The sequence below is a fragment of the Variovorax sp. P4_B10 genome, assembly GCF_056402375.1.
Window position 1 is genome coordinate 1 of the sequence record NZ_JBFUHN010000015.1, and the last position, 25,754, is coordinate 25,754.

A 25,754-nucleotide genomic window follows, 5' to 3' on the forward strand; every position below is an offset into this window, starting at 1 on the left:
GCCTATGGCAGCGCGGGCACCTTGACCCTGGTCGGCGTGTTGCTGGCCGTGGGCGTGCTGGTGGGCGAGGGCGCGATCGGTGCGCCCGCGGCCGCGCTTGCGCTGCTGGTGGCGCTGACGGCCACCGAACCTTTCGCGGCCTTGCGGCGAGGCGCACTCGACGCGGGGCGCACCTGGCTCGCAGTGCGGCGCCTCGCCCCGCGAATGGCGGTGGAAGACGCGCTGCCGGCGACGACCAGGGCCGAAGCGTCCGTCGCAGTGCGCCTGAGCCATGTCACGGTCATGCACCCCGGCAGCCGGATCCCGGTCCTGAGCGATGTCTCGCTGACCCTGGCCGCGGGCGAGCGGGTCGCGTTGATCGGAGCGAGCGGCGCCGGCAAGTCGACCTTGCTCTCGGTGGTCGCCGGAGAAATCGCACCGCAGTCCGGCAACGCGAGCGCGCAGCCACCCTGCCTGCTGACCCAGCGCACCGAGCTCTTCCAGGACAGCCTGCGCGACAACCTCCGGCTCGCCAACCCGGATGCCACCGACGAGCAGCTTTGGGGCGCACTGCGAGCCGCGGGTCTTGAAAGCGATGTGCTCGCGCTGGCAGCAGGCCTCGGCGCCCGCCTCGGCGAAGGCGGCCTCGGCCTCTCCGGCGGGCAATCGCGCCGCCTCGCGCTCGCGCGCCTGCTGCTGCGCCCCGTGCCGCTCTGGCTGCTGGACGAACCCACGGAAGCGCTGGACGCTGCCGTTGCGCACGACGTGCTGCAGCGCCTTGTTCAACAGGCCGGCAGCCGCACGCTGCTCGTCGCCACGCACCTGCGCCGCGAAGCCGCGCTCGCCGACCGCCTGGTGTGCATGCGGCAGGGCCGCATCGTCGCCGACCTGCGGCGCGGCAGCACCGCCTTCGACGCCGCACTGCGCACATTGCGCCCCGATTGAGCCCCACAGAAGAACAGGGAACACAAAGGAAGAACCCATGGACCTCGACATCGTTGCGCTCTCGCGCCTGCAGTTCGCCGTCACGGCGCTCTATCACTTTCTCTTCGTGCCGCTGACGCTCGGGCTGTCGATCATTCTCGCGATCATGGAGACCGTCTACGTCATGACGGGCCGCGTGATCTGGCGCGACATGACGAAGTTCTGGGGCGTTCTCTTCGGCATCAACTTCGCGATGGGCGTGGCGACCGGCGTGGTGATGGAGTTCCAGTTCGGCATGAACTGGAGCTACTACAGCCACTACGTCGGCGACATCTTCGGCGCGCCGCTGGCCATCGAGGGGCTCATGGCCTTCTTCATGGAAGCGACCTTCGTGGGGCTCTTCTTCTTCGGCTGGGACAAGCTCTCGAAGGTGGGCCACCTGGTCACGACCTGGGCCGTGGCTATCGGTTCCAATTTCTCGGCGCTGTGGATCCTGATCGCCAACGGCTGGATGCAGAACCCCGTGGGCGCAGCCTTCAATCCGCAGACCATGCGCATGGAAGTGACAGACTTCTTCGCCGTGCTGACCAACCCGGTGGCGCAGGCCAAGTTCGTGCACACCGTCTCGGCAGGCTATGTGTGCGCGGCCGTGTTCGTGCTCGGCGTGTCGGCCTGGTATGTGCTGAAGGGGCGGCACCTCGAACTCGCCAAGCGCTCGATGACGGTCGCGGCTTCCTTCGGCCTGGCCGCCGCGCTGTCGGTGGCCGTGCTCGGCGACGAAAGCGGCTACCTCTCCGGCGAGCACCAGAAGATGAAGCTGGCCGCCATCGAAGCCATGTGGGAGACGCAGCCCGCACCCGCCGCCTTCACCGTGATCGGCTTCCCCGACCAGGCGGCGCGCGAGACGCACTACGCCATCCACATCCCGGGCGTGATGGGGCTCATCGGCACCCGCTCGCTCGACACGGTGATGCCCGGCATCGACGAACTCGTGAAGCGGGCCGAGGCGCGCATCCGCGAGGGGCTCAAGGCCTACGACGCCTTGCAGAAGATCCGCGAGGCCGGCGGCACCGGCAAGGTGACGCAGGGCGTGCGCGGCGACTTCGAGGACAACGGCATCAACATGGGCTATGCGCTGCTGCTCAAGCGCTACGTCGACGACCCGCGCACTGCGACGGACGAGCAGATCACCAAGGCCGCATGGGACACCGTGCCGCAGGTGGCGCCGCTGTTCTGGCTGTTCCGCGTGATGGTGGGCATCGGCATGCTGCTCATCCTGCTGACCGGCACCTTCTTCGTGCTGTCGGCGCGCCGCAAGCTCGACAGGCACCGCTGGCTGCTCAAGGCCGCGGTGTTCGCGATACCGCTGCCGTGGATCGCCATCGAGGCCGGCTGGCTGGTGGCGGAGTTCGGCCGCCAGCCCTGGGTGATCGAGGGCGTGCTGCCGACGGCGGTGGCCGTGTCGAACCTCGGCGTGAAGACGCTGCTGCTCACGCTCGCAGGCTTCATCGCGATCTACACCACGCTGCTGATCATCGAGATGAAGCTGATGCTCAAGGCCATCCGCAAGGGGCCCGAAGCCGAGCACGCGCCCGACGAGGGCGATGCGCGCTCGCACGTTCCGCCGGCGCACGCCGCCGTTTCTCCTTCTTCCTCGACCGGGAGTGCCGCATGATCCTCCACACACTCCTCGACTACGACACCTTGCGCTTCATCTGGTGGCTCTTGATCGGCGTGCTGCTGGTCGGCTTTGCGGTCACCGACGGCTTCGACCTGGGCAGCGGCATGCTGCTGCCCTTCGTGGCGCGCAACGACATCGAACGCCGCGTCGTCATCAACAGCGTGGGCCCGGTGTGGGAGGGCAACCAGGTGTGGCTGATCCTTGGCGGCGGGGCCATCTTCGCGGCCTGGCCGCAGCTGTACGCGGTGTCGTTCTCGGGCTTCTACCTGGCGATGTTCGTGATCCTTACCGCGCTGATCCTGCGGCCGGTGGCCTTCAAGTTCCGCAGCAAGCGCGAGTCGCCGCAATGGCGCGCGCGCTGGGACGGGGTGCTGTTCTTCAGCGGCTTCGTGCCTGCGCTGATCTTCGGCGTGGCCGTGGGCAACGTGTTGCAGGGCGTGCCGTTCCGCTTCGGGACCGACATGCACATCTTCTACGACGGCAGCTTCTTCGGCCTGCTGAATCCGTTCGCCATTCTCTGCGGGCTGGTGTCGGTGGCGATGCTCGTGATGCACGGTGCGGCGTGGCTGCTGCTCAAGACGGCCGGGCCGGTGGCCGAGCGGGCGCGCACGTACGGCATCGTCGCGGCCGTGCTCACCATCGGGCTGTATGCGCTGGCTGGCGTGCTGCTGGCGACGAGCATCGGCGGCTACCGCATCAGCAGCGCGGTCGACGCGGTGGGGCCGTCGAACCCGATGCTGAAGACGGTCGAGCTGCATGCGGGCGCATGGACCGTCAACTATGCGGCGCACCCGTGGACGCTCGCCGCACCGGTGGCCGGTTTCGTCGGCGCGCTGGGTGCGTTGCTCGGCCTCGTGCTGCGCCGCCCCGTGCTTGCGCTGCTGACGGCGGCGCTCGCCATCGCAGGCATCATCCTGAGCGTAGGCGCGTCGATGTTCCCGTTCATCCTGCCCTCGTCGATCGATCCGCGCGCCAGCCTCACGGTGTGGGATTCGTCGTCGAGCCACCTCACGCTCTTCATCATGCTGGTGGTCACGGGGATCTTCATTCCCCTCATCGTGGCCTACACCACCTGGGTCTACCACGTGCTGTGGGGCAAGGTCGACGAGAAAGCCATCCGCGAAGAGAGCGGACACGCCTACTGAAGGGAGCAAGAAACATGTGGTACTTCGCCTGGATCCTCGGCCTGCCGCTGGCAGCCGCTTTCGCCGTACTCAATGCGATGTGGTACGAACTCATGGACGACGACGCCATCCGCAAGGAGAAGCTCGGGATGCCCGAAGGCCCGGAGGGGCAGGAGCGGCTCTGATTCAATTCGAGGCGCTGTTGTTCAGGGCGCGTGCACAGGCCACCGGGTACTCCCCTCCGCGAATGTCCCCCGCTGCGCTCCTCCTTTATTTCGCTGCGGGGAGCACCCGGTGCCCTGTGCACGAGAGGCGCGGCTGTCGTGCTGGCCGATCAACGACTGCTCTGAGCGATCACGCTGGCGGTGTGCTCTGCGCAGCGAAATAAAGGAGGAGGCCTGCGGCCCTAGGCCGCGCCGGGGGACATTCGCGGAGCAGAGCACACCGTCGGCGGGATCGCGCCCTGAACAGCAGCGCCTCGAACAAAGTCACCCAGCCGCAGGCTTTTTCTTCTTCGCGGCACCGCCCGTGATCCGGTCCTTGAGCGTCAGCACCTTCGTCACCGTCGCGCCCATGCCCATGAGCTGCATCGCGGTTTCGGGGGCGAGCCGCTGCACGTCGTCGAACCACTTCATCAGCCGGTCTATCAGGTCGTGCATCTCGCGCATGCGCTCCTGCGCGTGACGCTCGGCATCGCTGGTGGGTGACTCGAGCAGGGCGTTGCGCAGCATCGAGAGCGTGGGCTCGATCTCGCGGCGGCGCCGTTCCTCGGCCAGCACGCGAAAGATTTCCCACACGTCCGAAGGCGCTTCGAAGTACTCGCGCCTGTCGCCGGCGTGATGCCGCAGCCGCACCAGCCGCCAGGCCTGCAACTCCTTCAATCCCATGCTCACGTTGGAGCGCGAGAACTCCAGCAGCTCGGCGATCTCGTCGGCATTGAGCGCGCGCTCCGACAAAAAGATCAGCGCGTAGATCTGACCGACGGTGCGGTTGATGCCCCACTTGCTGCCCATCTCGCCGAAGTGGGCGACGAACTGGCGGTTGAGGGGGGGGAGGTCGGGTGCGGTGGCCATGCGCGAATTGTCGCGCGAGTTTGCTGGAGTTTCGGTAGCTTCTGAAAACTCGCTCAGTTGCCGCCCAGGCTGCGCGCCGCGCCCAGCATCTCGTGCGTGTCGTGCGCCATCACGGCCAGGAAGGCCAGCAGGCCGATGTAGTACACGCTGTAGGTCACGCGCGTCTCGGTGGACACCGCGTAGTACTGCTGGTTGGCCGGGTCCTTCGGGTCGTACTTCCAGGCTCGCATCACCTGCGGCGCGGCGAGCAGCGCCACCAGGATCAGCATCGGGCTCGGCCGCCAGAAGAACAGGCCCGCGAGCACCGGCACGCCCACGAGCCAGACGCGCGGCGTGAGCACCGCGGTGATCCGCCCGCCGTCGAAGGGCGAGAGCGGGATCAGGTTGAAGAGGTTGATGAAGAAGCCCGCATAGGCCAGCGCCAGCAGCAGCCGGCTGTCCGATTCGCGCGCCAAGAAGTAGCAGGCCAACGCTGCGAGGCTGCCGAGCAGCGGGCCACCGAAGCCGACCCAGGCCTCGGTCTCCACATCGTGCGGCTGGTCCTTGAGCTCGATCCATGCGCCGACGAACGGAATGAAGGTGGGCAGGCCGACATGCAGGCCGCGCTGCTTCGCCGCAAGGTAGTGCCCCATCTCGTGGATGAAGATGAGCGCCACGAAACCCACGGCATAGCGCCAGCCGAAGACGAAGGCATAGGCCACCACCGAGAGCAGCATCGTGCCGCCCGACAGCAGCAGTTTTCCGAGCTTTCCCGCGCTCAGCAGAACCAGCAGCAGCTTCACCATGGCGCCTGTCCTCCGGCTCGCGTTTTCTTCAGGTCTTCTTCTTGAAGAGCTTGGCGACGCCCCAGAGCGCCGCGCCGCCCGCCACGACCGCGATCTTCGCGAACTTGGCCAGGAAGGCCAGGGCGAGCGCGAAGAAGCCCAGCTTCTTCACCGCAACGCCGGCCACCAGCGCGGCCAGGCCATAGGCTGCGACCTTGTCGGTGGACGAATTGAAGTCTGCGTACTTCTTGCCGTCGTCGTACTGCAGCGCGCCGAGCAGCTTGGCCGCGTCGGGTTTGTACTTCTCGAGGTCGTTCGCATTGGTGATGAGGTTCAGGCTCAGGTAACCGTCGCGGCCCAGCGCGTAGGTGTTGTAGTTGACGCCCTGGTTGTCGCCGGTGCCGCCCTTCTTCTTCGAAAGGGCCGACCACACCAGGCGGTGCGTCGAGGCTTCGTACTGCGGCTTCTGCGCCCAGCCCGTGACCTCGATGCCGGGAATGCCGCGCTTGGCGCGTTCCTCGTTCGCGGCCTCGGTGCCTTCCTTCAGGCTCTTGAGCAGGTCGTCGGCGTTCCAGTCCTTCGCGTCGTCGTCCTTGATGTAGCCCTCTTTCACGAACTTGACGACGGCCATCCAGTCGGCGTCGTCGGCGGGGAAGATCGCGCCGATGAAGGTGTCGTCGGTCCGGTTGCCCATGCTGCGCATGAGCTGCGCAGCCGCGGGCGTCGGCACCCAGATGTAGCCGGCCGGCAGGTGCAGGTGGGCCTGGTCGCGCAGGGCGATGTCGGCCGGGCCGGCCTTCTGCACGGCCTTGGCGGCCTTGAAGGCGGCTTCCTGCTCGGCTTCCAGCGTGCTGGCGGTGGAAGCGGCAGGGGCCGTGGAAGTGGCGGGCGGTGCGGCGTTGCCGATGTTGGCGGTCGCCAGGGCACACGCGAACAGCAGGCCGGCCGTCAGGCGGGCGGTATGGGTATGAATGCGCAAGTTCTCTCTCCTCGGTTATTGTCGGTTTTTGTGAGACGCGAGGAGTTTATCGGCGCTCTGCCGCCGATACCTGAGAAGAAATGCGCACTTCGTGGCAAGGCGTCGTCTCGATGCTGCGGCACACTCTCCGAATCTTGACGCGCAGAGAATCCTTTCTTCGATGACCACCCATTCCCTCCAGGCTTCCGCAGAACATGTGCGCCGGGCGATCCGCACCTCCACCGCCGGCCTGATCGGCCGCGAGCAACTGGCCGAGCTGATCGTGCTGGCCGCCGTGGCGCAGGAACACCTGCTTGTGGTCGGTCCGCCCGGCACCGCCAAGAGCGCGGTGGTGCGCCGGGTGGCACAGAGCCTGGGCGGGCGCTACTTCGAATATCTGCTCGGGCGATTCACCGAGCCGTCGGAGCTGTTCGGCCCGGTCGACCTCAACAAGCTGCGCGCGGGCACCGTCGAGACCGACGTGACCGGCATGCTGCCAGAGGCCGACGTGGCTTTTCTCGACGAAGTGTTCCTGGGCTCCACCGCGATTCTCAACACGCTGCTCGGCGTGCTCAACGAGCGCCGCTTCCGTCGCGGCCACACGCAGCTGCACTGTCCGTTGCGCGTGTGCGTGGGCGCGGCCAACGCCTTGCCCGACGACGAGGGGCTGGCCGCCTTCGGCGACCGCTTCCTGCTGCATGTGTTCATCGAGCCGCTGCCCGACCACCAGCTCGAAGCCATGCTCAGCGGCGGCTGGCGCTCCGACCACGCGCCTGCGGGCACGGGGACCGCGCTGGCGGACCTCGACACGCTGTGTCAGCAACTCAAACAGGTCGACCTGGGCGGCGTGCAGCCGGCGCTGGCCAACGCGATCCGCAAGCTGCGCCAGTCCGGCGTGCAGCTGTCGGACCGGCGCATCGTGAAGTCGCAGCGCCTGCTGGCGGCGGCCGCCGTGCTGGCCGGCCGGCTGCACACCACCGAGGCCGACCTCTGGCCGCTGCTGTATGTGCTGCCCACGCAGGAGGCGCAGCAGAGCGCGCGCGACGTGCTGCGCGACGCCTTCGCCAACGCCAACCATCCGCACCTGCTGAGCGCGGTGGAAGAGGCCACGCTGCAGCCGCTGTCGCGCGCCGCGCGGCTGGCAGAGTCGGCGCGCGCCTGCCTCGACGGCGAGCCCGCCGCGGCGCGCGCGCAGACCGAGAGCGTGCTGCGCGAGATCGACGCCAACTTCAGCAGCGAACAACTGCCCGAGGCGTTGACCGGTCTGCGCGGCCAACTCGTCGAACGCCTCGCGTCCTCCGTTTCCGCTCGCGCTGAGGCATGAGCCTGGCGACCCCGTTTGCCTGGCGCTGGCGTCCGCGCGCCGAGGCGCTGCCTGCGCAGGCAGCGGTGGCCTGGGGCGCGGCGGCGCGCGCGCTGCATGCGCGGCTGCAGCAGTTCGAGCCCGAACAGCAGGCCGGCCTCTCGGCCACCGCCAGCCGTGACCTGCTGATCGTGGTGGGCGAGGGCGCCGCCTTGCCGTGGGTCGACGGCATCGCATATGCTGGCCCCTGCGGCGAAGCGCCCGGCCTGTGGCTGCCGGCGCTTGAAGAGCCCGACCTGCCCTTGGACCTGATCGCGCGCGGCCTGGAGCGCCGTCACCAGGGGCGCCAGCCCCTCCTGTTGTGGCCCCGTCCCGAAGCCGTGCTGCCGCTGGACCGGCTGCTGCCGCTGTCGCAGCCCTTGCTCGCACGCATCGCGGCGCATTGGCAGGAAGTGCGCGCATGAGAGCCGCGCCGGGCCGTCTCAAGCAAGCTCGCACCGCAGCGCGCAGCGCAGAGGTTGCCTTGTGAGCACTGCCGCCACCGTCACCGAACTGCCCGACGCGCTCAAGCCCTGGCATCCCTGGCTCGAATGGTTCGGCGCCGAGTTGGCGGCCGAGGTCGGCACGCTGATCCAGCGCATGCAACCGCTCCTGGGCCGCTTCCAGGGCGAGGTGCGCGGCGGGCAGCCCGAGCCCGACGGCCTCGACGACCTGCGCCGGCGCGGCCGCTACGAGCGACTACTGTCCACCGAGTGGCTGCTGGCCGATGAACTGCCCGACGAGTTCCTGCGCCGCGCGGCTTCGAGCGAGCATCTCTTCCTGGCGCCGCGCCCCCGCGCCCGCGAGGCGGAGAAAGGCATCGTCGCGATCTTCGATGCCGGCCCGCTGCAGTTCGGCGCGCCGCGCCTCGGGCAGCTCGCGCTCTGGATCCTGCTGGCGCGCCGCGCCGCGCAGACCGGCGGCGCGCTCCGGTGGGGCGTGTTGCAGGCGCCCGGCAAGCTGCACGATGCGCAGGATGTACGCCAGCTCAAGGCCCTGATGAAGAGCCGCAGCTTCGTCGTCGGCGATCCTGAGCAGGCCCAGGCCTGGCAGGCTACGCTCGCCGAACTTCCGCACCCGCCCGGCGAAAGCTGGCTGATCGGCGCCGCGCCGGTGGAGCAGCCCACGGCCGAGCGCTGGACCAGTCACCGCATCCGCCTGGGCCGCGCGGTGCAGGGCGACGTGCTCGAGGTGTCGCTGAGCGGGCGTGTCGGGCTGCGCCACGCGGCGTTGCCGCTGCCATCGGTGAAGACGGCGGTACCGCTGCTGAAGGGCGAATTCACGACGTTGGCGCCGGCCACCCTGCACCAGCGCCACCGCGGCCGCATTTCGCTGCAGCGGCCGCCGTTGATCTCGGCGCACGGCGCGCATGTGGCGGTGCAACTGCTCGACGAACCGGGGGTGGTGGTGTTCCCCGTCGCCAGCCTCGCGCAGCGCAAGCCCGGCAAGCCGAGGTACCAGCGCTGGGGCGACCGGCTGGAGCCAGTGACGGCCATGTTCGCGGGGAAACGTTTCGGCGCTTTGCTGAGCTTCGAACGCTCGATGTATTTCTGGCAGATCCAGGGGCTGGGCAGCTTCATCGCGCCGGAAGTCGAGGTGTTCCGCGCACCACCCGGGCTGGGCGTGTGGTTGCCTTCCGCCTGGCTGCACAACGCGCAGAAGCAGTGCGTGTGCGTGCTCGACAAGGACGGCCGGCTCGTGGCATGGGAGGCATCCAGAAACAATACGCCGTCCCCCGAGCCCGGGCCACCGAAGCTGATCGACCGCCAAGTGGTGGGCATGCTCCAGTGGTCCGATGCCGACATGGTCTACGCCACCATCCGTTCCAACCAGCTGGTGCTGTGCCGTCTGGACGTGGGCGGGTCCCCGTCGACCGCACTCACGGTCTGCACGAGAGTGGACGACACCGTCGTTCTCTTCGGCGGCGGCACGCAATGGCGGCGCGGCATCGGCGGTTGCGCAGTGCGCATTGCCGCTGTGACCAGCGGGAACGAAACCTGGCGCGTCTACGAGCCCACCCCGCTTGCCGTCACCGTGGGCATGCGGCAGGTCGAGACCTCGAAGGCCTGGACGAGCTTCGAATTGAACATTCATCGCGGCATCGCTCTGGTCCACGACACCAAGAACGAACGCTTCGCCATGCTGAGCCTGTCGCCCGACCGGACCGCACTGGTGTTGCACGCGAAGGACACGCATGCCGAAGTCGTCTACACCGCGCCCGAGCGCATCGAGAAGATCAGCGTCTGTCCGAACACCGGGCTGGCCGTCATGCTGACCGTGCACAAGAAGGTCATCTTCTATGTCGTGCCCGAGCGGGCCTTGCGCGCCGTGCTGCATGGGGAAGGGGCGGGCGATGCAGCGGCCTGAGCACGAAGGCGTGCGCATGCCAGCGGCCGAGGTTCGCCACCCCGTGCTCAAGGGGTGGCAGCAAGTGGCAGCGCTGTGGTTCTCCTCCGACTGGCTGGCCGAGCCGCTGCGTGCGCCGCGCATCGTCGAAGCCTGGCGCGCAGGCGCGCAGCTGTTCCGCTTCACCCAGGGCGACCTGCTGCGGTTCGCGGCGCCGATCTCGCTCGACTGCGACCGGCTCGCCGGCTGGCCGCTGCGGCGCGAAGGCGCCACGCTGTGCTCGGCCGAGCTCGATGCGTCCGAACGCGCCGCACTGCCCCTCGCCGACATCTGGCTGGTGCAGGGCGGCGAGGTGCTCGCGCTGCGGCTCTCGCAGGCGGCCCACTTCGACGTGTCGACGTGGTTCGACGCCGGCCCGGCCCTGCTCGACACCTTCGACTGCCGCGAGACCCTGTCCGAGCCGGTGGTGCTCGATGCCGACGGGCGCTCGGTGCGCGACGTGCTGGGCGATGCGATTCCGCCGGCCAGCAGCGAGCAGTTGGAATTCCTCAAGACCATGGCCGAGCGTGCGCGCGACATGGAAGCCCGCCGCAGCGTCATGGCGCCAGGGGCGCCGGCGCCAGCGCCGCGTCCGGGCGGCAACGCGGACAACGGCTACAGGTGGTGGGGTTGGGCGCTGGCGGCGCTGGTCCTGCTCGGGTTCTTCTTTTTCGGGGGAAACCAGGCCCCGCCGCCGGTGGATCTGGCGAAGCCGGGCGCCTCGCGCCACGAGCCCTCCGCGCAACTCGACGCGTCGTCGATCCGGGTCGCGATCGTCACGCTGCTGATCGTGGCCCTGGTGATCTGGGCGATGACCCGCGTGGAGGCGCGCCGGGCGCGTCAATCGAAGGGTGGTCGCCCCGTGCCCGCGGCCAAGCCTGCGTCCGTGCGGCCTGCCCTGGCGCCATCGCCGTCATCGTCTTCATTGAAGCCGCGCGGCAATGCAAGGCCGCTGCGTTCCCGCTGGCGCGACTGGCTGGCGCGCATGGCCATCGCTTCGCAGATCTCGAAGCTGCTGGGCCGCCAGCAGGCCGCCTACATGCGGCGAATGCTCAAGATGTTCGACGACGGCGATCTCATGGAGGCCTTGCGCCACGCAATTCCGCTGGGCGGCGAGGCCCATGACGTCGGGCAGGCCTTCGGTACGCCCGGCCGACGCGACAGCCTGTCGCTCAACGGGTCGACGGGGCCGCGTTCGAGCATCTACCTCGACGACAACTTTCAGGACCATCTGCGGCAGCTCTACCGCAAGAGTTTCGAAAAGCTGAACCGCGACGGCCGCATCGACGAGGCGGTGTTCGTGCTGGCCGAGCTGCTGCAGTCGCGGCAGGAGGCGCTGGACTACCTCGAGAAGCACCAGCGCTACGCGCAGGCTGCCGAACTCGCGCTCGGCTGGGACCGCCCGCCCGAAGTCATCGTGCGCCTCTTGTGCCTGGCCGGGGACTGGCGCCGCGCCATCGCGGTCGCGCGCCGCGACAACGCCTTCGCCAACGCGGTGATGCAGTTACAGGCCAAGTGGCCTGAAATGGCGAACCGGCTGCGCGAGGAATGGGGCCAGTCGCTGGCGCAGCGCGGCGAGTGGCTGCGTGCGGTGGATGCCGTCTGGCCCGTGGCCGCTGCGCGCGAGCAGGCGATCGCGTGGCTCCTGGCCGCAGAGGCCGCCGATGGCCGGCTCGCGGCGCGGGCGCTGGTGCAGCGCGCGCTGCTGTTGCCGGACACGCTGGATGCCTGCTCGGAGCGCCTGCGGGCCTTGCGCGACGCGCCGCTCCTGCACCGCGAACGCGCCGCACTCGCGAGCGAGCTGCTGGCCGCGGCTGACCATAACGCCACCTCGCGCGGGCTGGTCGCCGTTCTGGCGCCGGCGCTGATTGCCGATCACGCGGGCGGTCATGGACGCATGGACAAGCGCTCCTTCCAGTCGCTGTTGCGCATCCACGGCGACCAGATGCTGCGCGCCGACATGCCCGGCGGCGAGATGCCGGGGTTCGAGGCCCGCCCGCTCTCCGCGCGTTCCACCGTGCTGCCGCTCGACGCGCCCTCGGCGGGCGTGCATGCGGTGCACGACGCGGTGCTGCTCGACGACGGCCGCTACCTGCTGGCGCTCGGCGAGGCCGGTGCGGTCATGACCGACAGTGCCGGCCACGTGCTGGCCCGCTTCGCTGTGCCGGCCTATCGGCTGGTGCCGGCCCACAGCGGGCAGGTCGCGCTGGCACTGGCGCAACGCGACGGCCTGTGGCGCGTGAGCCGGCTCGACCTGGTGCAGCGCCAGATCGACGACCTAGGCCACTTCGCGATCGCGCATTTCGCCGGCGAGTTCGACGGCATCGGCTGGACCGTGGCGCGCGGCAACCGCATCCAGGTGCTGGACACGGGCCGCTCGCTGCAGGACGTGCTCTGGCAGGTGGCCGACCTGCCGGGGGAGGTGGTCGAACTCACGGCCACGCGCCACATCGAGCGCTTCGTCGTGCACGACGATGTGCTGGGTCCGAGCCTGTGGAGCTACCAGTGCCAGCCGCGGCGCCTGCTGAGCCGCGCGGCAATGGACTTCTCTGCGATCCCCATGTCCAAGCACATGCTGCATCCGCAGTTCGGCGCATTTCGCCTGCTGGGCGAGATCGACGACAACGGTGCGTTGTGCCTGCGATGGCGGGTGATGCAGAACATGGAAGGTGAAATCCGCCTGCCCGATCACAAGGATGCGCCCGAGGGCACGACGCTGGGCTTCTGGGTCGAGCACGACTGGCTGGTGATGGTGCGCTCCATGCCCGGCAATTGCTCCGTGCAATGGCACAACCTGCGCGGAGGCCGCGTGGCCGCGGCGATGACCTGGCCCGGCGCCGAGGTCGGCGTGCGCGCGGTCGCCGACGGCTGGCTGCTGTTCGATGCGCAGGGGCGGGTTCTGCACCTGGATACCGGGCGCAGCGTGACGACCGGTTTCTCTGTCCGCTGAAGAAGGATTACTTCCAGGGCGTGGACGGCGGAATTTCGCACACCGGCTCGACGTCGATGCTCTTGAAGTCGGCCGGCGAGACGATTTCCAGGTACTCCATGTCGGGCGAGTAGTCGAACAGGAAATGCCGGATGCCGGGCCGCTGGTGCACCACGTCGCCGGCCTCGACCAGGGTTTCCTTGTCCTCGTACATGAAGCGGGCCCAGCCCTTGACCATGATGACGATCTGGAAGTCCGCCTCGTGGCGGTGCCAGCCGGTGCCCGTTTCCGGTGCCATGTTGGCCTTGACCAGATGCGCGATGACCTTGCCGTTGGTGGCTTCTGCGATGCCGAGGTCGCGATACAGGAAAAAATCGCGCAGGCCACCCGAGACGAACTCTGTGTCACCGGGCTTGACGTGGGAGAACTGGGTGGCGGGCCGGTCCAGCATGGGGCGCTCCTTCGCAGGTGGTGGGTGTTGCGGCGCAGCACGCATAAAGCGTTCCCAAACGGCGCCTGCTGCGAGATACTCAACCACATGGTTCACTTAGATGCTGCCGCGCTCGACGCCGTGTTCGCCGCGCTTTCAGACCCGACGCGCCGCACCGTGCTCGAAACGCTGGGCGAGCGCAGCCTCAGCGTGACCGAGCTCGCCGAGCCGCACGGCATGTCGCTTACCGGCTTCATGAAGCACCTGCGGGTGCTCGAAGACGCCGGCCTTATTTCGCGCACGAAAGAGGGCCGGGTCGTGCAGTGCGAACTCTCGCCGTGGCCCATGCAGGAGGCTGCCGTGTGGCTATCCCGTTACGAGAAATTCTGGACCGGGCGCCTCGATGCACTGGCGCGCCATCTCTATCACCAAGAGGAGACCGAATGGCAAAACCTGCCGCCCCCGCCAAAGAGCGACCCTCGCTCACCCTCCGCAGGCACTACCCCGTCGCCGCCGAAAAAGTCTGGCGCGCGTGGACCGACCCGCAAGCGCTGAAAGCCTGGTTCGGCCCGGAAGAAATCGTTTCCGTTCCACTGGCCGAGGTCGACCTGCGCGTGGGCGGCCGCTTTCGCGTGACCATGCTCGCCGCCGATGGAGAGACGCATGACGTGAGCGGTGTCTACCAGGAACTCGTGCCCAACCGGAAGCTGGTTTTCAGCTGGGCCTGGCGCAGCACGCCGGAGCGCGAGTCGCGCGTCACGGTTCGCATCGAACCCGACGGCAACGGCTGCGAGCTGGTCCTGATGCATGAGCAGTTCTTCGACGAGGCAGCGCGCGACGGGCACAACCACGGCTGGACCGGCGCCATGGTCAAGCTTGAGCAATGGCTGGTGCAGCCGGCCGCATAACCGGCTTGCACGCATTGCCTGGCCGCTGGCGAAGACCCATACTGGGGGCTCCACGACCAGACGATGAACGGAGCCTCCCATGAGCAACGAACTTCGCAAGAAGCTGCATGACCTGGCGGAACTGGCCGACAACACCACCGATCCGCAGACCAAGGCCATCGTCGAGGCCATACGGCTCCAGACCGCCGTGCTGAACGAGCGGCTCTTCTCGATCGAGCTGCAGCTGGGCACGCTCACCAAGCGCATGGAAAACACGACTGACTGACTGGCAGGACGCCCCCCGACTATCCGGTTCCATTGGTCCGATGCCTCGAACATATGTTGGTTGGAGCGCTTGCCCGCATCCATCCCTGCCATGGCCGTCATGGGGTTGTTCAGGTCGAGCACGATCATGGATTGCGCTGGCACCCGGAGAGCAGGGGCGGTCAGCCCAGCGTCGGCCCCTGCTGCTGGTTGGCTTGCGCTGTGGCCTGTGCCTGAGATCGGGCGCGATCATTCGTGCGCTGCTGGTCGAACTGCTGCACTTCCTGCATGGTCTGCTGCACGCTGGGCGCGGGCTGCGTGACGTCGACGGTGGTGCCGAGGCTGAACAATGAGTTGGAAAGAAAGTGAAGCTTTCCTTCCCTGCCCACTACATGGCCCAGATCATCGGGCTGCTTGATGCCTGACTTGTAGCAGGCTGCCGTCAGATGCGAGAGCAACTCCGGAGCCGTGCGTTGTGGAAGCCCGTCTTTGAGGGTGTTGTACAACGCATTCTGGGGATGACTCGGGTCGCTGAAATTGCGCAGAAGCGGGCGGCTCGTGTCAGCCGCGGCAGTTGTGGCAGTTGCGGATATCGGATCCCTCTCATCTCGCCGCTCCAGGCCGTCTGGCCTGCGCTGCCCGGCCATGCGCGCCATCTGCTGCCGCATCTCGGCCAGTTCGGCCTGCGCCGCAGCCGCCTGGGCCTGCGCTGCCGCAATCGCTGCTGCAGCGGGTTGGGCCATCGGCGGCGAAGGTGGGGGCGTGGCGATTCGCTCCTCGGCGGCGCTTTGACGGTTCGGCACATGCTCTCCTCGGCTTGGGGCCGGCGCCTGCTCCTGCGTGCGTTCCTGCACGCGCTCCGGCGCACGCTCCTGCGTGCGCTCCACCGAGGGCTGCAGCGTCCTTTGAGGGCTCGGCTCGTTCTTGAACCGCTCCCTGGCCTGCGCCTGGGCAATCCCCAGGTCACGCATCAGGGCCTGCTCCTGCGCCTGGTGCACCCGGTACAGCGGGCTGCCTTTGGCCCGGTGGATTTCATCGAGCTTGCCCACCGGCTGCAACGAGCCCGCAGAAATCTGCTCGGATTCGTCGCGGCGCCGGTGCGCCTCGGCGAAGCTCATGCCGCCGGGCGTGCGAGTCACGCGCTGTTCGTGCGTGGTGATGCGTTCGATCTGCTGCGCTGTCAGGTGGCCGCTCGCGGGCTGCGGCTGTGCAGGCATCTGTTGGCGCGCGGCATTGAGTTCCTCGCGCGCATGGCTTTGGGTGGCGTTGGTCGCGGCTCCCGACCTTGATGCCGGCGTGTTCTGCTGCTGCCCGTGCGGCGTCGTTTGCTGGGGCGGTTGTTGGTGCTTTAGCTGTTGCTGCTGCATCTCCTGGAACTTCTGCTCCACCAAGGCCGCGCCATACTGGCGGTTGGTCTGCACGTGGCCTTGATGTTCCTTGTCCAGCCGTGCCAGCTCTTCTCCCTTGGCGGTCAGCGTCCGGGGGATGTAGTCCTTGCCCTCGAGGCCAGACATTTCCAGATATTCGGTGCGGGTGAACGCCCCCTGGGGGCTCCGCTCCCAGGTCTGGCCGGTGGCCGGGTCTTTCACATGGATTTCGCTGGGCAAGCGCAAGAGCTGTGTCACGGATTCGGGCACGGGTCTGTCATCCTGCGCAAAGCCTCTGCCGACGTAGTCGGTCATGTAAGCCTTGGCGAGGTTTTCCGAATAGTGCGCRTTGGCATCGCGGCGCACCGCCGAAATCTGATCGAGCTGCTTGCTCAGGGCCGGGCCGGCGYGTTCYTGATGCGTCTGAACGGCACCAAAGTCTCCYGCGGGGATGGCAGTKCCGTAGGGCCCCTGGTCGGTGACCTCGGTCACCCAGCCGTCTTTGGTCAGGCGATAGTCGCTCTTTTGCCCCCGGGGTTCTTGCAGGGTAATGTTCTGCGGATCGAGATGCTGAGGCCGAGCCAGTGCGAGTTCGGTGATGGCGCTGGTGCGCTTGTATTCGAGGGTGTTGATCTGGTCCGCGGMAGCGGGCTGGTTCTTGTGAATCCAGTTGGACTGCTCCCAATGGCCGTGGGTGTGAACGTAGGTGTTGCCRTCGTCGCCYACCTGGTGRTTCATYTGGTACTTGGTGTACGCGCGGCCAATGGCTTCGCCACCAAAAGCACCGATGACGCCGCCAACCGCGCCGGTGGCCAGGGCGCCGGGACCGCTCCAGGAGCCTGTGGCTGCGCCGTAGGCCGCGCCTGCGGCAAAGCCCGCGGCCAAGCCGCCACCGGTGCGGCCGAGGTATTCGTGCAGAAGGGCGTCGGCGCCGAATTGGTTGCCCTGGGCGATCAGGGCTTTGTATTGGGTGTGGGTGGCGGCGGCGTCGTAGCCCATCAAGGCACCGCCTGCGAGGCCGGTGGCCTTGGCGAAGTTTTGAAAGCCCGGCTTGGCGGCAATGCTGGCGTCGGCCACACCCAGGTGGTCCAGCACTCGGGGTGCGGGGCCATCGAAGGCGGCAAGGCGCTGGCTGTGGCTGGCGCTGGCGGGTTTGAATTCGGGAACGGCTGCCTGGTAGCGGGCCTGGGTTCTGCGGTATTCGGCGTCGGTGATGAACTGTCCATCGCGCATCTGGTCGAGCAGTTGCGAGGTCTTGACGGGCTCGGCGCCTTGCGCGCCGCGCATCTGTTGCGGGTTTTCGAAGAATTTGTCTTCGGACCAGATGCGGGTGCTGCGGCCTTTGGTGTGCTCCTTCGCGACGACTTCGAGCATGGAGGCTTCGCCGGCGTTCTTGCCGGAAACTCGGCCGGTCTCCAGTTGTCGTTCGAGTTTTGGGGTTGGGAGAACTTTGATGTCTTTGTCGGCGATGTAGCGGCCGAGTTCCTCTTTGAGCGGTCCTACTCGAATCTCCTTTGCAACTGTTTCTGTGATGGCGAGTTCACGACCTTGCTCTTTTGCAAACTTGAAATAGGTATCGAGCTGCCGGGTGCCGCCCGCGCGGTAGGCGTACACGAGGCTGTTGGTGTCGGCAAGGAAGTAACCGTTGGGCGAGGTGGGGGTGGACATGGTGCGGCCTCGCGGTCAGATCAAGTGGGCGTGGGTGTAGTCACGGACTTTGCTGATCAACTCGTCCCAATCGTCCCGGTCAAGACCGGGGTGCCACTCTCTTGCAAGGGTACTCATCACGAGCGAGAGTTCCACATTGATCTGTCGGCCGTTGCGCTCCTGCCGGAGGTATTCGTCATAGACGAATCGGACGTCATTTTCGAGGTAGTGAATAAACGCGATCACCTCGTCTTCGCGCCATTTGTACAGACGCTCTTCCCGAAGCACTCGCCTCGCCCTGGCCTCCAAGCGGCCGAGCGCGGAAAAGTCAAAAAGATCCTCAGGCGTGAAGGGGAACCTTTCGGAGTAGTTGTGAAGAAAGCGGACGACGTCCGACTTGAAATTCTTGTCAGTCAACGCATCGATCCTGGCCAGCAGTTCCGGGGTGACGTTTTCTCGCCATTGGAGCGGGTTGGCATCCCACTGAGCGTCTTTTTCTTTCAAGGGGAGCGAGTTGCTTCCCAAGCAGTAGAAGAAGACATCCTCGTCGTCGGGGCGCTGCTCTCTGGGGAGTGAGAGCACGTCCATGATTCTTTTTTTCAGGGGGTCATAAGCCAGTGAATCAATCTTGGCTTGCAGTTCGGGGCTGATAGGCATGGCGTTTCCCTTTGCTTGTTGTGTTTATGTCTTGAACGGGCGAGCTCGGCCATTTAGCAGGCACCGCCCTGATGCATCGATTCGCGTTCGACGCCGCCCATGGTCCGGCTCTTGCTGGCCCCGGGCTGGCCCCCAATGACGACCATTGTGGGGCGCTCGACCGGATGAAGATGAGGGCCCGCCCTTTCCAATCGCTCTGGGAGAACTTGTTCACGAAAAATCCGCTCGTTCTCCACCTCCGAGAGGCGATACGAATTGGTTTCAGCCACGGAAGACTCCCTTATGCCCGGATGAGTGAAAACCCGGGATGCGCAGCAGCTCGGATTTTGTATTCTGTATACAGAGTTCAAAGAAAGCCGTCATGCCAGCCCAGCTCGTCAGCATCGCAACCGCCCCCGACCTCGTCGACCAGGTCTACCGCGCCCTCCTCGGCGCCATCAGCAGCGGCTCGCTGGCGCCCGGCGAGCGGATCACGCAGGAAGACATTGCGCAGCGTCTCTCGGTGTCGCGCCAGCCGGTGCTGCAGGCGCTGCGCCTGCTTAAGAAAGACGGCTTCGTGCACGACGCGCCCGGCCGCGGCGTGCTGGTGGCGCCGCTCGATGCCGAGGGCATGCGCCAGATCTACCAGGTGCGCGGCGCGCTCGACGTGCTGGCCGCGCGGCTCGCGGCACAGCAGCGCTTTCGCATCGACCCCAAGCTCATCGAACGCGGCCGCCGCGCCGCGCGCGGGCGCAACGTCGAGGCCATGATCGATGCCGACGTGGCCTTCCACCAAGCCATCTACGAGGCCTCGGGCAATCCGCTGATCGGCCAGAGCGCCGACCCGCACTGGCGCCACCTGCGCCGCGCCATGGGCGCGGTGCTGCAGGCCGAGCCGCAGCGCGAATCGCTGTGGGACGAGCACGAAGCCATCGCCACGGCCATCGCCGCCGGCAACGCCGATCGCGCGGCGCGCCTGAGCGAAGCGCATGTCGCGCAGGCCAGCGAGGCATTGGGCCGGCGGCTGGCACGGCAGCTGTCGCGCGCCGCATCCACCCCCACCCGCAAAGGAGACAAGGCATGAAATTGCCCCCCGCGCAACGCGCGCAGTTCGAGCGCGACGGCTACCTGTTCTTCCCCGGCCATTTTTCGCCCGAAGAGACCAAGACGCTGACCGATGCCGTGCCCGAGCTCTATAGCCGGCGCGAGGCCTTCAACGTGCGCGAGAAAGGCTCCGACGCAGTGCGCACGAACTTTGCCGCGCACCTGATCAGCGAGCCCTTCGCGCGGCTGGCGCGCCATCCGCGCATGGTCGGCCCGGTGATGGATCTCTTCGAGGAAGAGGTCTACATGCACCAGTTCAAGATCAACGGCAAGATGGCCTTCGAAGGCCAGGTGTGGCAGTGGCACCAGGACTACGGCACCTGGCTCAACGACGACCTGATGCCGACCGAGCGCGCGATGAACGTCGCGATCTTTCTCGACGACGTGAACGAGCACAACGGCCCGCTGATGTTCATTCCGGGCAGCCACCGCAAGGGCGTGGTCGATGCCAGGCATGACCTCACGACCACCAGCTACCCGCTCTGGACGGTCGACAACGAACTGATCTCCCAGCTGGTGGACCGCGCGGGCGGCCGAAACGGCGGCATCGTCTCGCCCAAGGGTCCGGCCGGTTCGATGATCCTGTTCCACAGCTGCCTCGTGCATGCCTCGGGCAGCAACCTCTCGCCGTTCAACCGCGTGGCGGTGTACCTGAGCCTGTGCGCCGTCAGCAACCACATCCGCCGCCACAAGCGGCCCGAGTACATCGCGCACAGGAACTTCACGCCCATCGAGATGCTGCCCGACGACTGCCTGCTGAAGCCCTACCCGGTCGACCTGCCCTGGAAGAACGGGCTGCCCGAGAGCGCGCTGCAGACCTCGCTCGACGTGCGCGACACCGCGGAGGCCTGAACCATGAGCCTTCACACCCGCCTGCAACAGCGTGCCGCCGAAGGCCGCCCCATCCGCATCGGCCTGATCGGCGCCGGCAAGTTCGGCTCGATGTACCTCGCGCAGATTCCGCGCACGCCCGGCGTGCAACTGGTCGCGATTGCCGACCTCTCGCCCGACGCGGCCCGCGTCAACCTCGAACGCGTCGGCTGGAATCCGGCCCGCGCCGCAGCGGGCTCGGTGCAGGAAGCCCTCGGGAGCGGCAACACCTGGATCACGGACGACTGGCAGGCCGTGACGCGCGAGCCATCCATCGACATCGTGGTCGAGTGCACCGGCAACCCGGTGGCCGCCGTCGATCACTGCCTCGACGCCTTCGCGCACGGCAAGCACGTGGTCAACGTCACCGTCGAGGCCGATGCCTTCTGCGGCCCGCTGCTTGCGCACAGGGCGCGGCAGGCCGGCGTGATCTATTCGCTGGCCTTCGGCGACCAGCCCGCGCTGATCTGCGACCTGGTCGACTGGGCGCGCACCTGCGGCTTCCCGGTGGTGGCCGCCGGGCGCGGCCACAAGTGGCTGCCGCACTTCACCGAATCGACGCCCGAGACCGTGTGGGGCAACTACGGCCTCACGCCCGAGCAGGCGCTGCGCGGCGGGCTCAACCCGAAGATGTTCAACAGCTTCCTCGACGGCTCCAAGCCGTCCATCGAAAGCTCTGCGGTGGCCAACGCCACCGGCCTCACCGTGCCTTCGGACGGACTGCTCTACCCGCCCGCCAGCGTGGAAGACATTCCTTTCGTCACCCGCCCGCAAAGCGAAGGCGGCGTGCTGGAGCGCAAGGGCATGGTCGAGGTGATCTCCTCGCTCGAAGCCGACGGCCGGAAGATTCCCTACGACATCCGCATGGGCGTGTGGGTCACGGTCGAGGCCGAGACCGACTACATCAAGAACTGCTTCGAGGAATACAACGCCCACACCGACCCGAGCGGCCGCTACTTCACGCTCTACAAGCGCTGGCACCTGATCGGCCTCGAGGTCGGCATGTCGGTGGCCAGCGTGGCGCTGCGCGGCGAAGCCACCGGCGTCGCCACCTGCTGGAAAGCCGACGTGGTCGCCACCGCCAAGCGCGACCTCGCGCCCGGCGAGATGCTCGACGGCGAAGGCGGCTACACCGTCTGGGGCAAGCTGCTGCCGGCCGAGCGCTCGCTGCGCCTGGGCGGCCTGCCGCTCGGACTGGCCCACAACGTCAAGCTGCTGCACGCGGTCAGGAAAGGGCAAAGCCTGAGCTGGGCCGACGTGGCGATCGACACCTCGACCGCCGCCTACAGGCTGCGCAGCGAAATGGAGAGCATGTTCGCGCCCTCCGTCAAGTCCAAGGCGGCTTAGGTAGCCCAACCGTTGCGCCAAACGGCAATCGCGTAAAAAATAATCTGCTCGGCACGGACCTCCGTGTCGAAATGACCGCCGGCGAGCCGTCATTGTGGTGAGCGATCCTGCTCAGCCTCTTTTCCACGACGGAGAGACACCATGCAATACATGTTGATGTTCTATCAACCCGCGGCCGAATTCGAACAGCGCAACGACGCGTCCTCGCAGGCCTACCGGGCCAGCTGGGTCGCATACGCCGATGCCGTGCGCGCATCGGGCATTTCGCTGGGCGGCCACGGCCTGTTCCCCCCCATGACCGGCACCACGCTGCGCGTGCGCGGCGACAAGCGCCAGGTGCAGGACGGCCCCTTCGCCGACACCAAGGAGCAGCTCGGCGGCTACTTCGTGGTGGACGTGCCCGACCTCGATGCCGCGCTCGAATGGGCGGCGCGTGCGCCCTGCGCAGCCAGCGGGGGCGTGGAGGTGCGGCCCGTCTTCACGGCGACAGCCGCCGCGGCTGCTGCTGCAACCCCGTGAACGACCCGGCGGCGCATCGGGCCGCCGAGCGGGCGGCGCGCGAATCGTACGGCCGTCTGCTGGCGATCCTGTCGGCGCGCACGCACGACATCGCCGCGTCGGAAGACGCGCTCGCCGATGCCTTTGCACGCGCGCTCGAACGCTGGCCCGCCGACGGCATTCCGGCGCAACCCGACGCCTGGCTGCTGAGCGTGGCGCGGCACCGCAAGCTGGACGCCTGGCGCCACACCCGCGTGCAGGACCAGGCCACGCAGACCCTCCTGTTGCTCGCCGGCGAAATGGACGAGGCCACCACCGACGGCGCGGCCGTGCCCGACGAGCGGCTGCGCCTGCTCTTCGTCTGCGCCCACCCCGCCATCGATGCCGCGGCGCGCGCGCCATTGATGCTGCAGACCGTGCTCGGGCTCGATGCGGCCCGCATGGCCGGCGCCTTTCTCACCGCGCCTTCCACGCTCGGCCAGCGGCTGGTGCGGGCCAAGGCGCGCATCCGCGCTGCGGGCATTCCCTTCGAATACCCGCAGGCGCGCGACCTGCCGCAGCGGCTGCAGGACGTCCTCGACGGCATCTACGCCGCCTACGGCACCGGCTGGGACGACGTGGACGGCGCCGACGCCCTGCCGCGCGGCCTCACGTCCGAAGCCATCGACCTCTGCCGCATCCTCTGCCGCCTGATGCCGCACGAGCCCGAGCCATTGGGGCTGCTCGCGCTGATGCTGTTCTGCGAAAGCCGCGCCGCAGCACGGCGCAGCGAAACCGGGGCGTACGTGCCGCTCGACCAGCAGGACCCGTTGCGCTGGGACCCCGACCTGCTCGCAGAAGCCGAACGTTGTCTGCGGCAGGCTTCGGACATGAAGTCCCTCGGCGCCTACCAGCTGGAGGCGGCCATCCAGTCGGCGCATTGCGAGCGCCGCGTGGGTGCCCCGGTGCCGCCTGAAGTGCTGGTGTCGCTGTACGAGGGCCTGCTGGCCTTGCGGCCCAGCATCGGCGCACAGGTCAGCCGCGCCTGCGCCCTGGCGAACGCACGCGGTCCGGACATCGGCCTGCGGGCGCTCGAGGCCATCCCGGCGGACGAGGTGGCGAACTACCAGCCCTTCTGGGCGGCACGCGCGCACCTGCTTGCGGCCGGCGGCGCGCGCGCTGCTGCACGGCAGGCCTACGACCGGGCGATCGGCCTGAGCGCCAATGCGGCTGTTCGTGCCTATCTGAATGCGATGTCGCAGCGGCTCTGACCGGGCCGCCTACCTGGCGTTGAAGGTGCGGGGAAACAGCGCCGCCTGCGAGCGGTCGCGCAAGCGGTAGCTCATGGCCGGTCGGCCGAGGCTGCCGGTGACCATGCCCGCCTCTTCCATGAACTCGCCGTCGAGCATGCGCTTGCGAAAGGCACTCTTGTCCATGCCGCGGCCCAGCACGACCTCGTAGGTGTGTTGCAGCGCCGGCAGTGTGAAAGGCTCTTCGAGCAGGAAGGCGGGCAGCGAGGTGTATTCGACCTTGCTGCGCAGCCGGGCAATGGCCGCGTCGAGCAGCTCGCCATGGTCGAAAGCCAGCCGCTTGCGCGAGGCGGCATCGACCTCGAACCACGCCACCTCTGCGGCGTTCGCACCGCTGCGCAGTTGCATCGCCTGCACCGGGATCAAGGCGTAGAAACAATGCGTGGCCGACCAGCCCCGCGGATCGCGCCCAGCATCGCCCCAACTGCCGAGCTGTTCGAGGTAGGGCGTCACCACACCGGTCTTCTCACGCAGCTTGCGCAGCGCGCAATCGAGCAGCGTGGCATCTTCGTCGATGTTCACAAAGCCCCCCGGCAGTGCCCACTTTCCCGGAAACGGCTCGGCGGTGCCGGACGGGCGCCGCACCAGCAAGACCTGCAATGCGTCGTCGAGCACGGTGAACATCACCACGTCGACCGTGACCAGCGGGCGGGGAAAGTCCAGGGCAGGAAAGTTCGGTTTGGGTGTGCTCACAACGGTGGCTTGACTCCGGATTGATTAGTTGTACTATACAACCTTTAATTAGTTGCACAGAGCAACCAATGACCTCTTCAAATCGATGACAACAAGAAAAAAATGAACCGCCACCAAAGAATGACTGTCGCACACGAAACCTTGGCCATCCTGGACCAGGGTCGATACACACTCGCGAACCACCACACCGTCGAGATGTCCGTGCAGATCGACGCCTGCCTGCGCTCGACACGGTACATCGGCGCCGAGGAAACCCATGCACTCCTGTCGCAGGCCGCGACGCGGCGCCGACGGAACCTTGCAGCAGCCGTCGAGGTCGTCAATCAGACAACGCTCGCCTGCATCTCCCGTGTGCTGAACGAGACGAATGGCCCCGTTGCGGCGCTGAACTTCGCATCCGCCAGAAATCCGGGGGGCGGTTTCCTCGGAGGCAGTCTCGCGCAAGAAGAGTCGCTCGCAACCAGTTCGGCGTTGTATGCATCGCTCTTGCGCGCGCCTCAGTTCCATGAGGGCCATCGCGCCTCCACCTCGTCCCTGTATTCGGACGCGATGATTGTTTCGCCGGATTGCCCTGTCTTCCGTCGGGACGACGGCAGCCTGATGCGCACGCCAGAACTGGTCACCTTCATCACATGTGCCGCCCCCAACGCCGGTGCCGTCGCGAAGAACCATCCGGAGGAGCTTGCGCTGGTACCCGATGTTCTTCGTACACGATCGGAGCGGGTGCTTGCATTGGCGGCGCTCCAGGGCTGTGCCACGCTGGTACTCGGAGCATGGGGCTGCGGCGTATTCCGCAACGATCCGGCGATGGTGGCGCATGCCTTCCGATCCCATCTGTACGGCGATGCCGCCTGGGCGAATCATTTCGAGCGGATCGTGTTCGCAGTGCTCGACACCTCGATACAGCAAGACGTCTACAGGGCGTTCCTGAAAACCTTCACACGATGAAAACCCCTCTTCCCATCGAACTGCACCTCGCCCAGCGCGAACGCTGGCCGCAGAGCGGAAAGCACATCCTGGCGCACTACGATGCGCAGTCCGTCGTCGTCTACCAGGCCTACCGCCCCGCCATCGGCGAATACGCGATCCGGCACGGCCGCCTGGACGGGCCGGACTTCAGCCTTTCGCGCATGAGCTGGGTCAAGCCCAACTTCCTCTGGATGATGTATCGCTCCGGCTGGGGCACCAAGGAAGGCCAGGAGGTCACGCTCGGCCTGCGGCTGCGCCGCGCATTCTTCGAGCGGGTGGTGCGGGAGGCCGTGCCTTCGACCTTCGACTCCGTGCGCTACCCGATCCGCGAGGCGTGGCAAGAGGCGGTCGGACGATCCGAGGTGCGCCTGCAATGGGACCCGGACCATGCGCCGAGCGGCAACAAGCTGGAGCGCCGTGCGATCCAGCTCGGCCTGCGCGGGCGTACGCTTGCGGCGTTCGCAAGAGAAGAACTGCTCGAAGTGATCGACATGCGCGCCTTTGTGGAGGCACAGCGCCCGATGGCGCAAGACGACAACCCCGAACTGCAATTGCCAGTGGAGCATCCGCTCGATATCGAGCCCTGAGGAAAAG

At 67.3% G+C, this 25,754-nt stretch carries 26 protein-coding genes; 18 read left to right on the top strand and 8 right to left on the bottom strand.

Going from position 1 to position 25,754, the window contains the following annotated elements:
• The 4 genes from AC1DXX_RS09720 to cydX all read left to right on the top strand — a co-directional run.
• A partial coding sequence (locus tag AC1DXX_RS09720) for an ATP-binding cassette domain-containing protein (RefSeq protein ID WP_478133973.1) occupies positions 1 to 924 on the top strand: 924 nt, incomplete at its 5' end.
• A gap of 37 nt (positions 925 to 961) precedes the next feature.
• A complete protein-coding gene (locus AC1DXX_RS09725) occupies positions 962 to 2,578 on the top strand; it encodes a cytochrome ubiquinol oxidase subunit I (RefSeq protein ID WP_478133974.1) in 1,617 nt (538 codons plus the stop codon).
• Positions 2,575 to 3,729, top strand: a complete 1,155-nt coding sequence (gene cydB / locus AC1DXX_RS09730; RefSeq protein ID WP_478133975.1) for a cytochrome d ubiquinol oxidase subunit II — start codon at positions 2,575 to 2,577, stop codon at positions 3,727 to 3,729. The genes AC1DXX_RS09725 and cydB overlap by 4 nt, the downstream gene beginning before the upstream one ends.
• A 14-nt stretch (positions 3,730 to 3,743) precedes the next feature.
• Complete coding sequence (gene cydX, locus AC1DXX_RS09735) at positions 3,744 to 3,893, top strand: cytochrome bd-I oxidase subunit CydX (protein WP_478133976.1); 150 nt, start codon at positions 3,744 to 3,746, stop codon at positions 3,891 to 3,893.
• A gap of 303 nt (positions 3,894 to 4,196) precedes the next feature.
• Here cydX and AC1DXX_RS09740 read toward each other — a convergent pair whose 3' ends face one another.
• From AC1DXX_RS09740 to AC1DXX_RS09750, 3 genes are read right to left on the bottom strand one after another with little or no spacing between them, the layout of a single operon-like run.
• Positions 4,197 to 4,781 carry a GbsR/MarR family transcriptional regulator gene (locus AC1DXX_RS09740; RefSeq protein WP_478133977.1) on the bottom strand — a complete coding sequence of 195 codons (585 nt, stop codon included), beginning with the start codon at positions 4,779 to 4,781 and terminating at the stop codon, positions 4,197 to 4,199.
• 53 nt (positions 4,782 to 4,834) lie between these two features.
• On the bottom strand, positions 4,835 to 5,566 hold the full coding sequence (locus AC1DXX_RS09745; RefSeq protein ID WP_478133978.1) for a site-2 protease family protein: 732 nt from the start codon (positions 5,564 to 5,566) through the stop codon (positions 4,835 to 4,837).
• Between the two features lie 28 nt (positions 5,567 to 5,594).
• Positions 5,595 to 6,524, bottom strand: a complete 930-nt coding sequence (locus AC1DXX_RS09750) for a DUF2167 domain-containing protein (RefSeq protein WP_478133979.1) — start codon at positions 6,522 to 6,524, stop codon at positions 5,595 to 5,597.
• 160 nt (positions 6,525 to 6,684) lie between these two features.
• Here AC1DXX_RS09750 and AC1DXX_RS09755 point away from each other — a divergent pair, with 160 nt between their 5' ends.
• From AC1DXX_RS09755 to AC1DXX_RS09770, 4 genes are all read left to right on the top strand, one after another.
• Positions 6,685 to 7,827, top strand: coding sequence for an AAA family ATPase (locus tag AC1DXX_RS09755; RefSeq protein WP_478133980.1), 1,143 nt, complete (start codon positions 6,685 to 6,687; stop codon positions 7,825 to 7,827).
• On the top strand, positions 7,824 to 8,270 hold the full coding sequence (locus AC1DXX_RS09760) for a bpX5 domain-containing protein (protein ID WP_478133981.1): 447 nt from the start codon (positions 7,824 to 7,826) through the stop codon (positions 8,268 to 8,270). The genes AC1DXX_RS09755 and AC1DXX_RS09760 overlap by 4 nt, the downstream gene beginning before the upstream one ends.
• 61 nt (positions 8,271 to 8,331) lie before the next feature.
• Positions 8,332 to 10,212 carry a hypothetical protein gene (locus tag AC1DXX_RS09765; RefSeq protein WP_478133982.1) on the top strand — a complete coding sequence of 627 codons (1,881 nt, stop codon included), beginning with the start codon at positions 8,332 to 8,334 and terminating at the stop codon, positions 10,210 to 10,212.
• A gap of 16 nt (positions 10,213 to 10,228) precedes the next feature.
• Positions 10,229 to 13,180: a bpX6 domain-containing protein gene (locus tag AC1DXX_RS09770; RefSeq protein ID WP_478133983.1), complete on the top strand. Its 2,952-nt coding sequence runs from the start codon at positions 10,229 to 10,231 to the stop codon at positions 13,178 to 13,180.
• 7 nt (positions 13,181 to 13,187) lie between these two features.
• On the opposite strand, the gene AC1DXX_RS09775 is transcribed toward AC1DXX_RS09770, so the two are convergent.
• Positions 13,188 to 13,610: a cupin domain-containing protein gene (locus AC1DXX_RS09775; RefSeq protein WP_478133984.1), complete on the bottom strand. Its 423-nt coding sequence runs from the start codon at positions 13,608 to 13,610 to the stop codon at positions 13,188 to 13,190.
• A gap of 87 nt (positions 13,611 to 13,697) precedes the next feature.
• On the opposite strand from AC1DXX_RS09775, the gene AC1DXX_RS09780 reads away from it, so the two are divergent.
• From AC1DXX_RS09780 to AC1DXX_RS09790, 3 genes are all read left to right on the top strand, one after another.
• Complete coding sequence (locus AC1DXX_RS09780) at positions 13,698 to 14,144, top strand: ArsR/SmtB family transcription factor (protein ID WP_478133985.1); 447 nt, start codon at positions 13,698 to 13,700, stop codon at positions 14,142 to 14,144.
• A complete protein-coding gene (locus AC1DXX_RS09785; protein WP_478133986.1) occupies positions 14,033 to 14,497 on the top strand; it encodes an SRPBCC family protein in 465 nt (154 codons plus the stop codon). The genes AC1DXX_RS09780 and AC1DXX_RS09785 overlap by 112 nt, the downstream gene beginning before the upstream one ends.
• A gap of 79 nt (positions 14,498 to 14,576) precedes the next feature.
• Complete coding sequence (locus tag AC1DXX_RS09790; RefSeq protein ID WP_093017646.1) at positions 14,577 to 14,762, top strand: hypothetical protein; 186 nt, start codon at positions 14,577 to 14,579, stop codon at positions 14,760 to 14,762.
• Between the two features lie 160 nt (positions 14,763 to 14,922).
• Here the strand turns inward: AC1DXX_RS09790 and AC1DXX_RS09795 are convergent, their stop codons facing one another.
• The 3 genes from AC1DXX_RS09795 to AC1DXX_RS09805 are packed head-to-tail and all read right to left on the bottom strand — an operon-like array spanning position 14,923 to position 18,680.
• Positions 14,923 to 17,775: a hypothetical protein gene (locus AC1DXX_RS09795; protein ID WP_478133987.1), complete on the bottom strand. Its 2,853-nt coding sequence runs from the start codon at positions 17,773 to 17,775 to the stop codon at positions 14,923 to 14,925.
• Positions 17,776 to 17,790: 15 nt separating this feature from the next.
• Positions 17,791 to 18,411 carry a hypothetical protein gene (locus AC1DXX_RS09800; protein WP_478133988.1) on the bottom strand — a complete coding sequence of 207 codons (621 nt, stop codon included), beginning with the start codon at positions 18,409 to 18,411 and terminating at the stop codon, positions 17,791 to 17,793.
• A gap of 53 nt (positions 18,412 to 18,464) precedes the next feature.
• A complete protein-coding gene (locus tag AC1DXX_RS09805) occupies positions 18,465 to 18,680 on the bottom strand; it encodes a zeta toxin family protein (RefSeq protein WP_478133989.1) in 216 nt (71 codons plus the stop codon).
• 92 nt (positions 18,681 to 18,772) lie between these two features.
• Here AC1DXX_RS09805 and AC1DXX_RS09810 point away from each other — a divergent pair, with 92 nt between their 5' ends.
• The 5 genes from AC1DXX_RS09810 (at position 18,773) to AC1DXX_RS09830 (ending at position 23,459) form a co-directional block, all read left to right on the top strand.
• Positions 18,773 to 19,474, top strand: a complete 702-nt coding sequence (locus AC1DXX_RS09810; protein WP_478133990.1) for a GntR family transcriptional regulator — start codon at positions 18,773 to 18,775, stop codon at positions 19,472 to 19,474.
• On the top strand, positions 19,471 to 20,346 hold the full coding sequence (locus tag AC1DXX_RS09815) for a phytanoyl-CoA dioxygenase family protein (protein WP_478133991.1): 876 nt from the start codon (positions 19,471 to 19,473) through the stop codon (positions 20,344 to 20,346). The genes AC1DXX_RS09810 and AC1DXX_RS09815 overlap by 4 nt, the downstream gene beginning before the upstream one ends.
• 3 nt (positions 20,347 to 20,349) lie before the next feature.
• Entirely contained in the window at positions 20,350 to 21,711 is a 1,362-nt protein-coding gene (locus AC1DXX_RS09820) for an NAD(P)H-dependent oxidoreductase (protein WP_478133992.1), read from the top strand.
• A 141-nt stretch (positions 21,712 to 21,852) separates the two neighbouring features.
• Positions 21,853 to 22,230 carry a YciI family protein gene (locus AC1DXX_RS09825; protein ID WP_478133993.1) on the top strand — a complete coding sequence of 126 codons (378 nt, stop codon included), beginning with the start codon at positions 21,853 to 21,855 and terminating at the stop codon, positions 22,228 to 22,230.
• Positions 22,227 to 23,459, top strand: a complete 1,233-nt coding sequence (locus tag AC1DXX_RS09830) for an RNA polymerase sigma factor (RefSeq protein WP_478133994.1) — start codon at positions 22,227 to 22,229, stop codon at positions 23,457 to 23,459. The genes AC1DXX_RS09825 and AC1DXX_RS09830 overlap by 4 nt, the downstream gene beginning before the upstream one ends.
• Before the next feature lie 9 nt (positions 23,460 to 23,468).
• On the opposite strand, the gene AC1DXX_RS09835 is transcribed toward AC1DXX_RS09830, so the two are convergent.
• Positions 23,469 to 24,122 carry an NUDIX hydrolase gene (locus AC1DXX_RS09835; RefSeq protein ID WP_478134056.1) on the bottom strand — a complete coding sequence of 218 codons (654 nt, stop codon included), beginning with the start codon at positions 24,120 to 24,122 and terminating at the stop codon, positions 23,469 to 23,471.
• Between the two features lie 189 nt (positions 24,123 to 24,311).
• Here AC1DXX_RS09835 and AC1DXX_RS09840 point away from each other — a divergent pair, with 189 nt between their 5' ends.
• Together AC1DXX_RS09840 and AC1DXX_RS09845 are read left to right on the top strand one after the other, a co-directional pair.
• Entirely contained in the window at positions 24,312 to 25,139 is an 828-nt protein-coding gene (locus tag AC1DXX_RS09840) for a TIGR02452 family protein (RefSeq protein ID WP_478134057.1), read from the top strand.
• Positions 25,136 to 25,747, top strand: coding sequence for a DUF4291 domain-containing protein (locus tag AC1DXX_RS09845; protein ID WP_478133995.1), 612 nt, complete (start codon positions 25,136 to 25,138; stop codon positions 25,745 to 25,747). The genes AC1DXX_RS09840 and AC1DXX_RS09845 overlap by 4 nt, the downstream gene beginning before the upstream one ends.
• Positions 25,748 to 25,754: the final 7 nt, after the last annotated feature.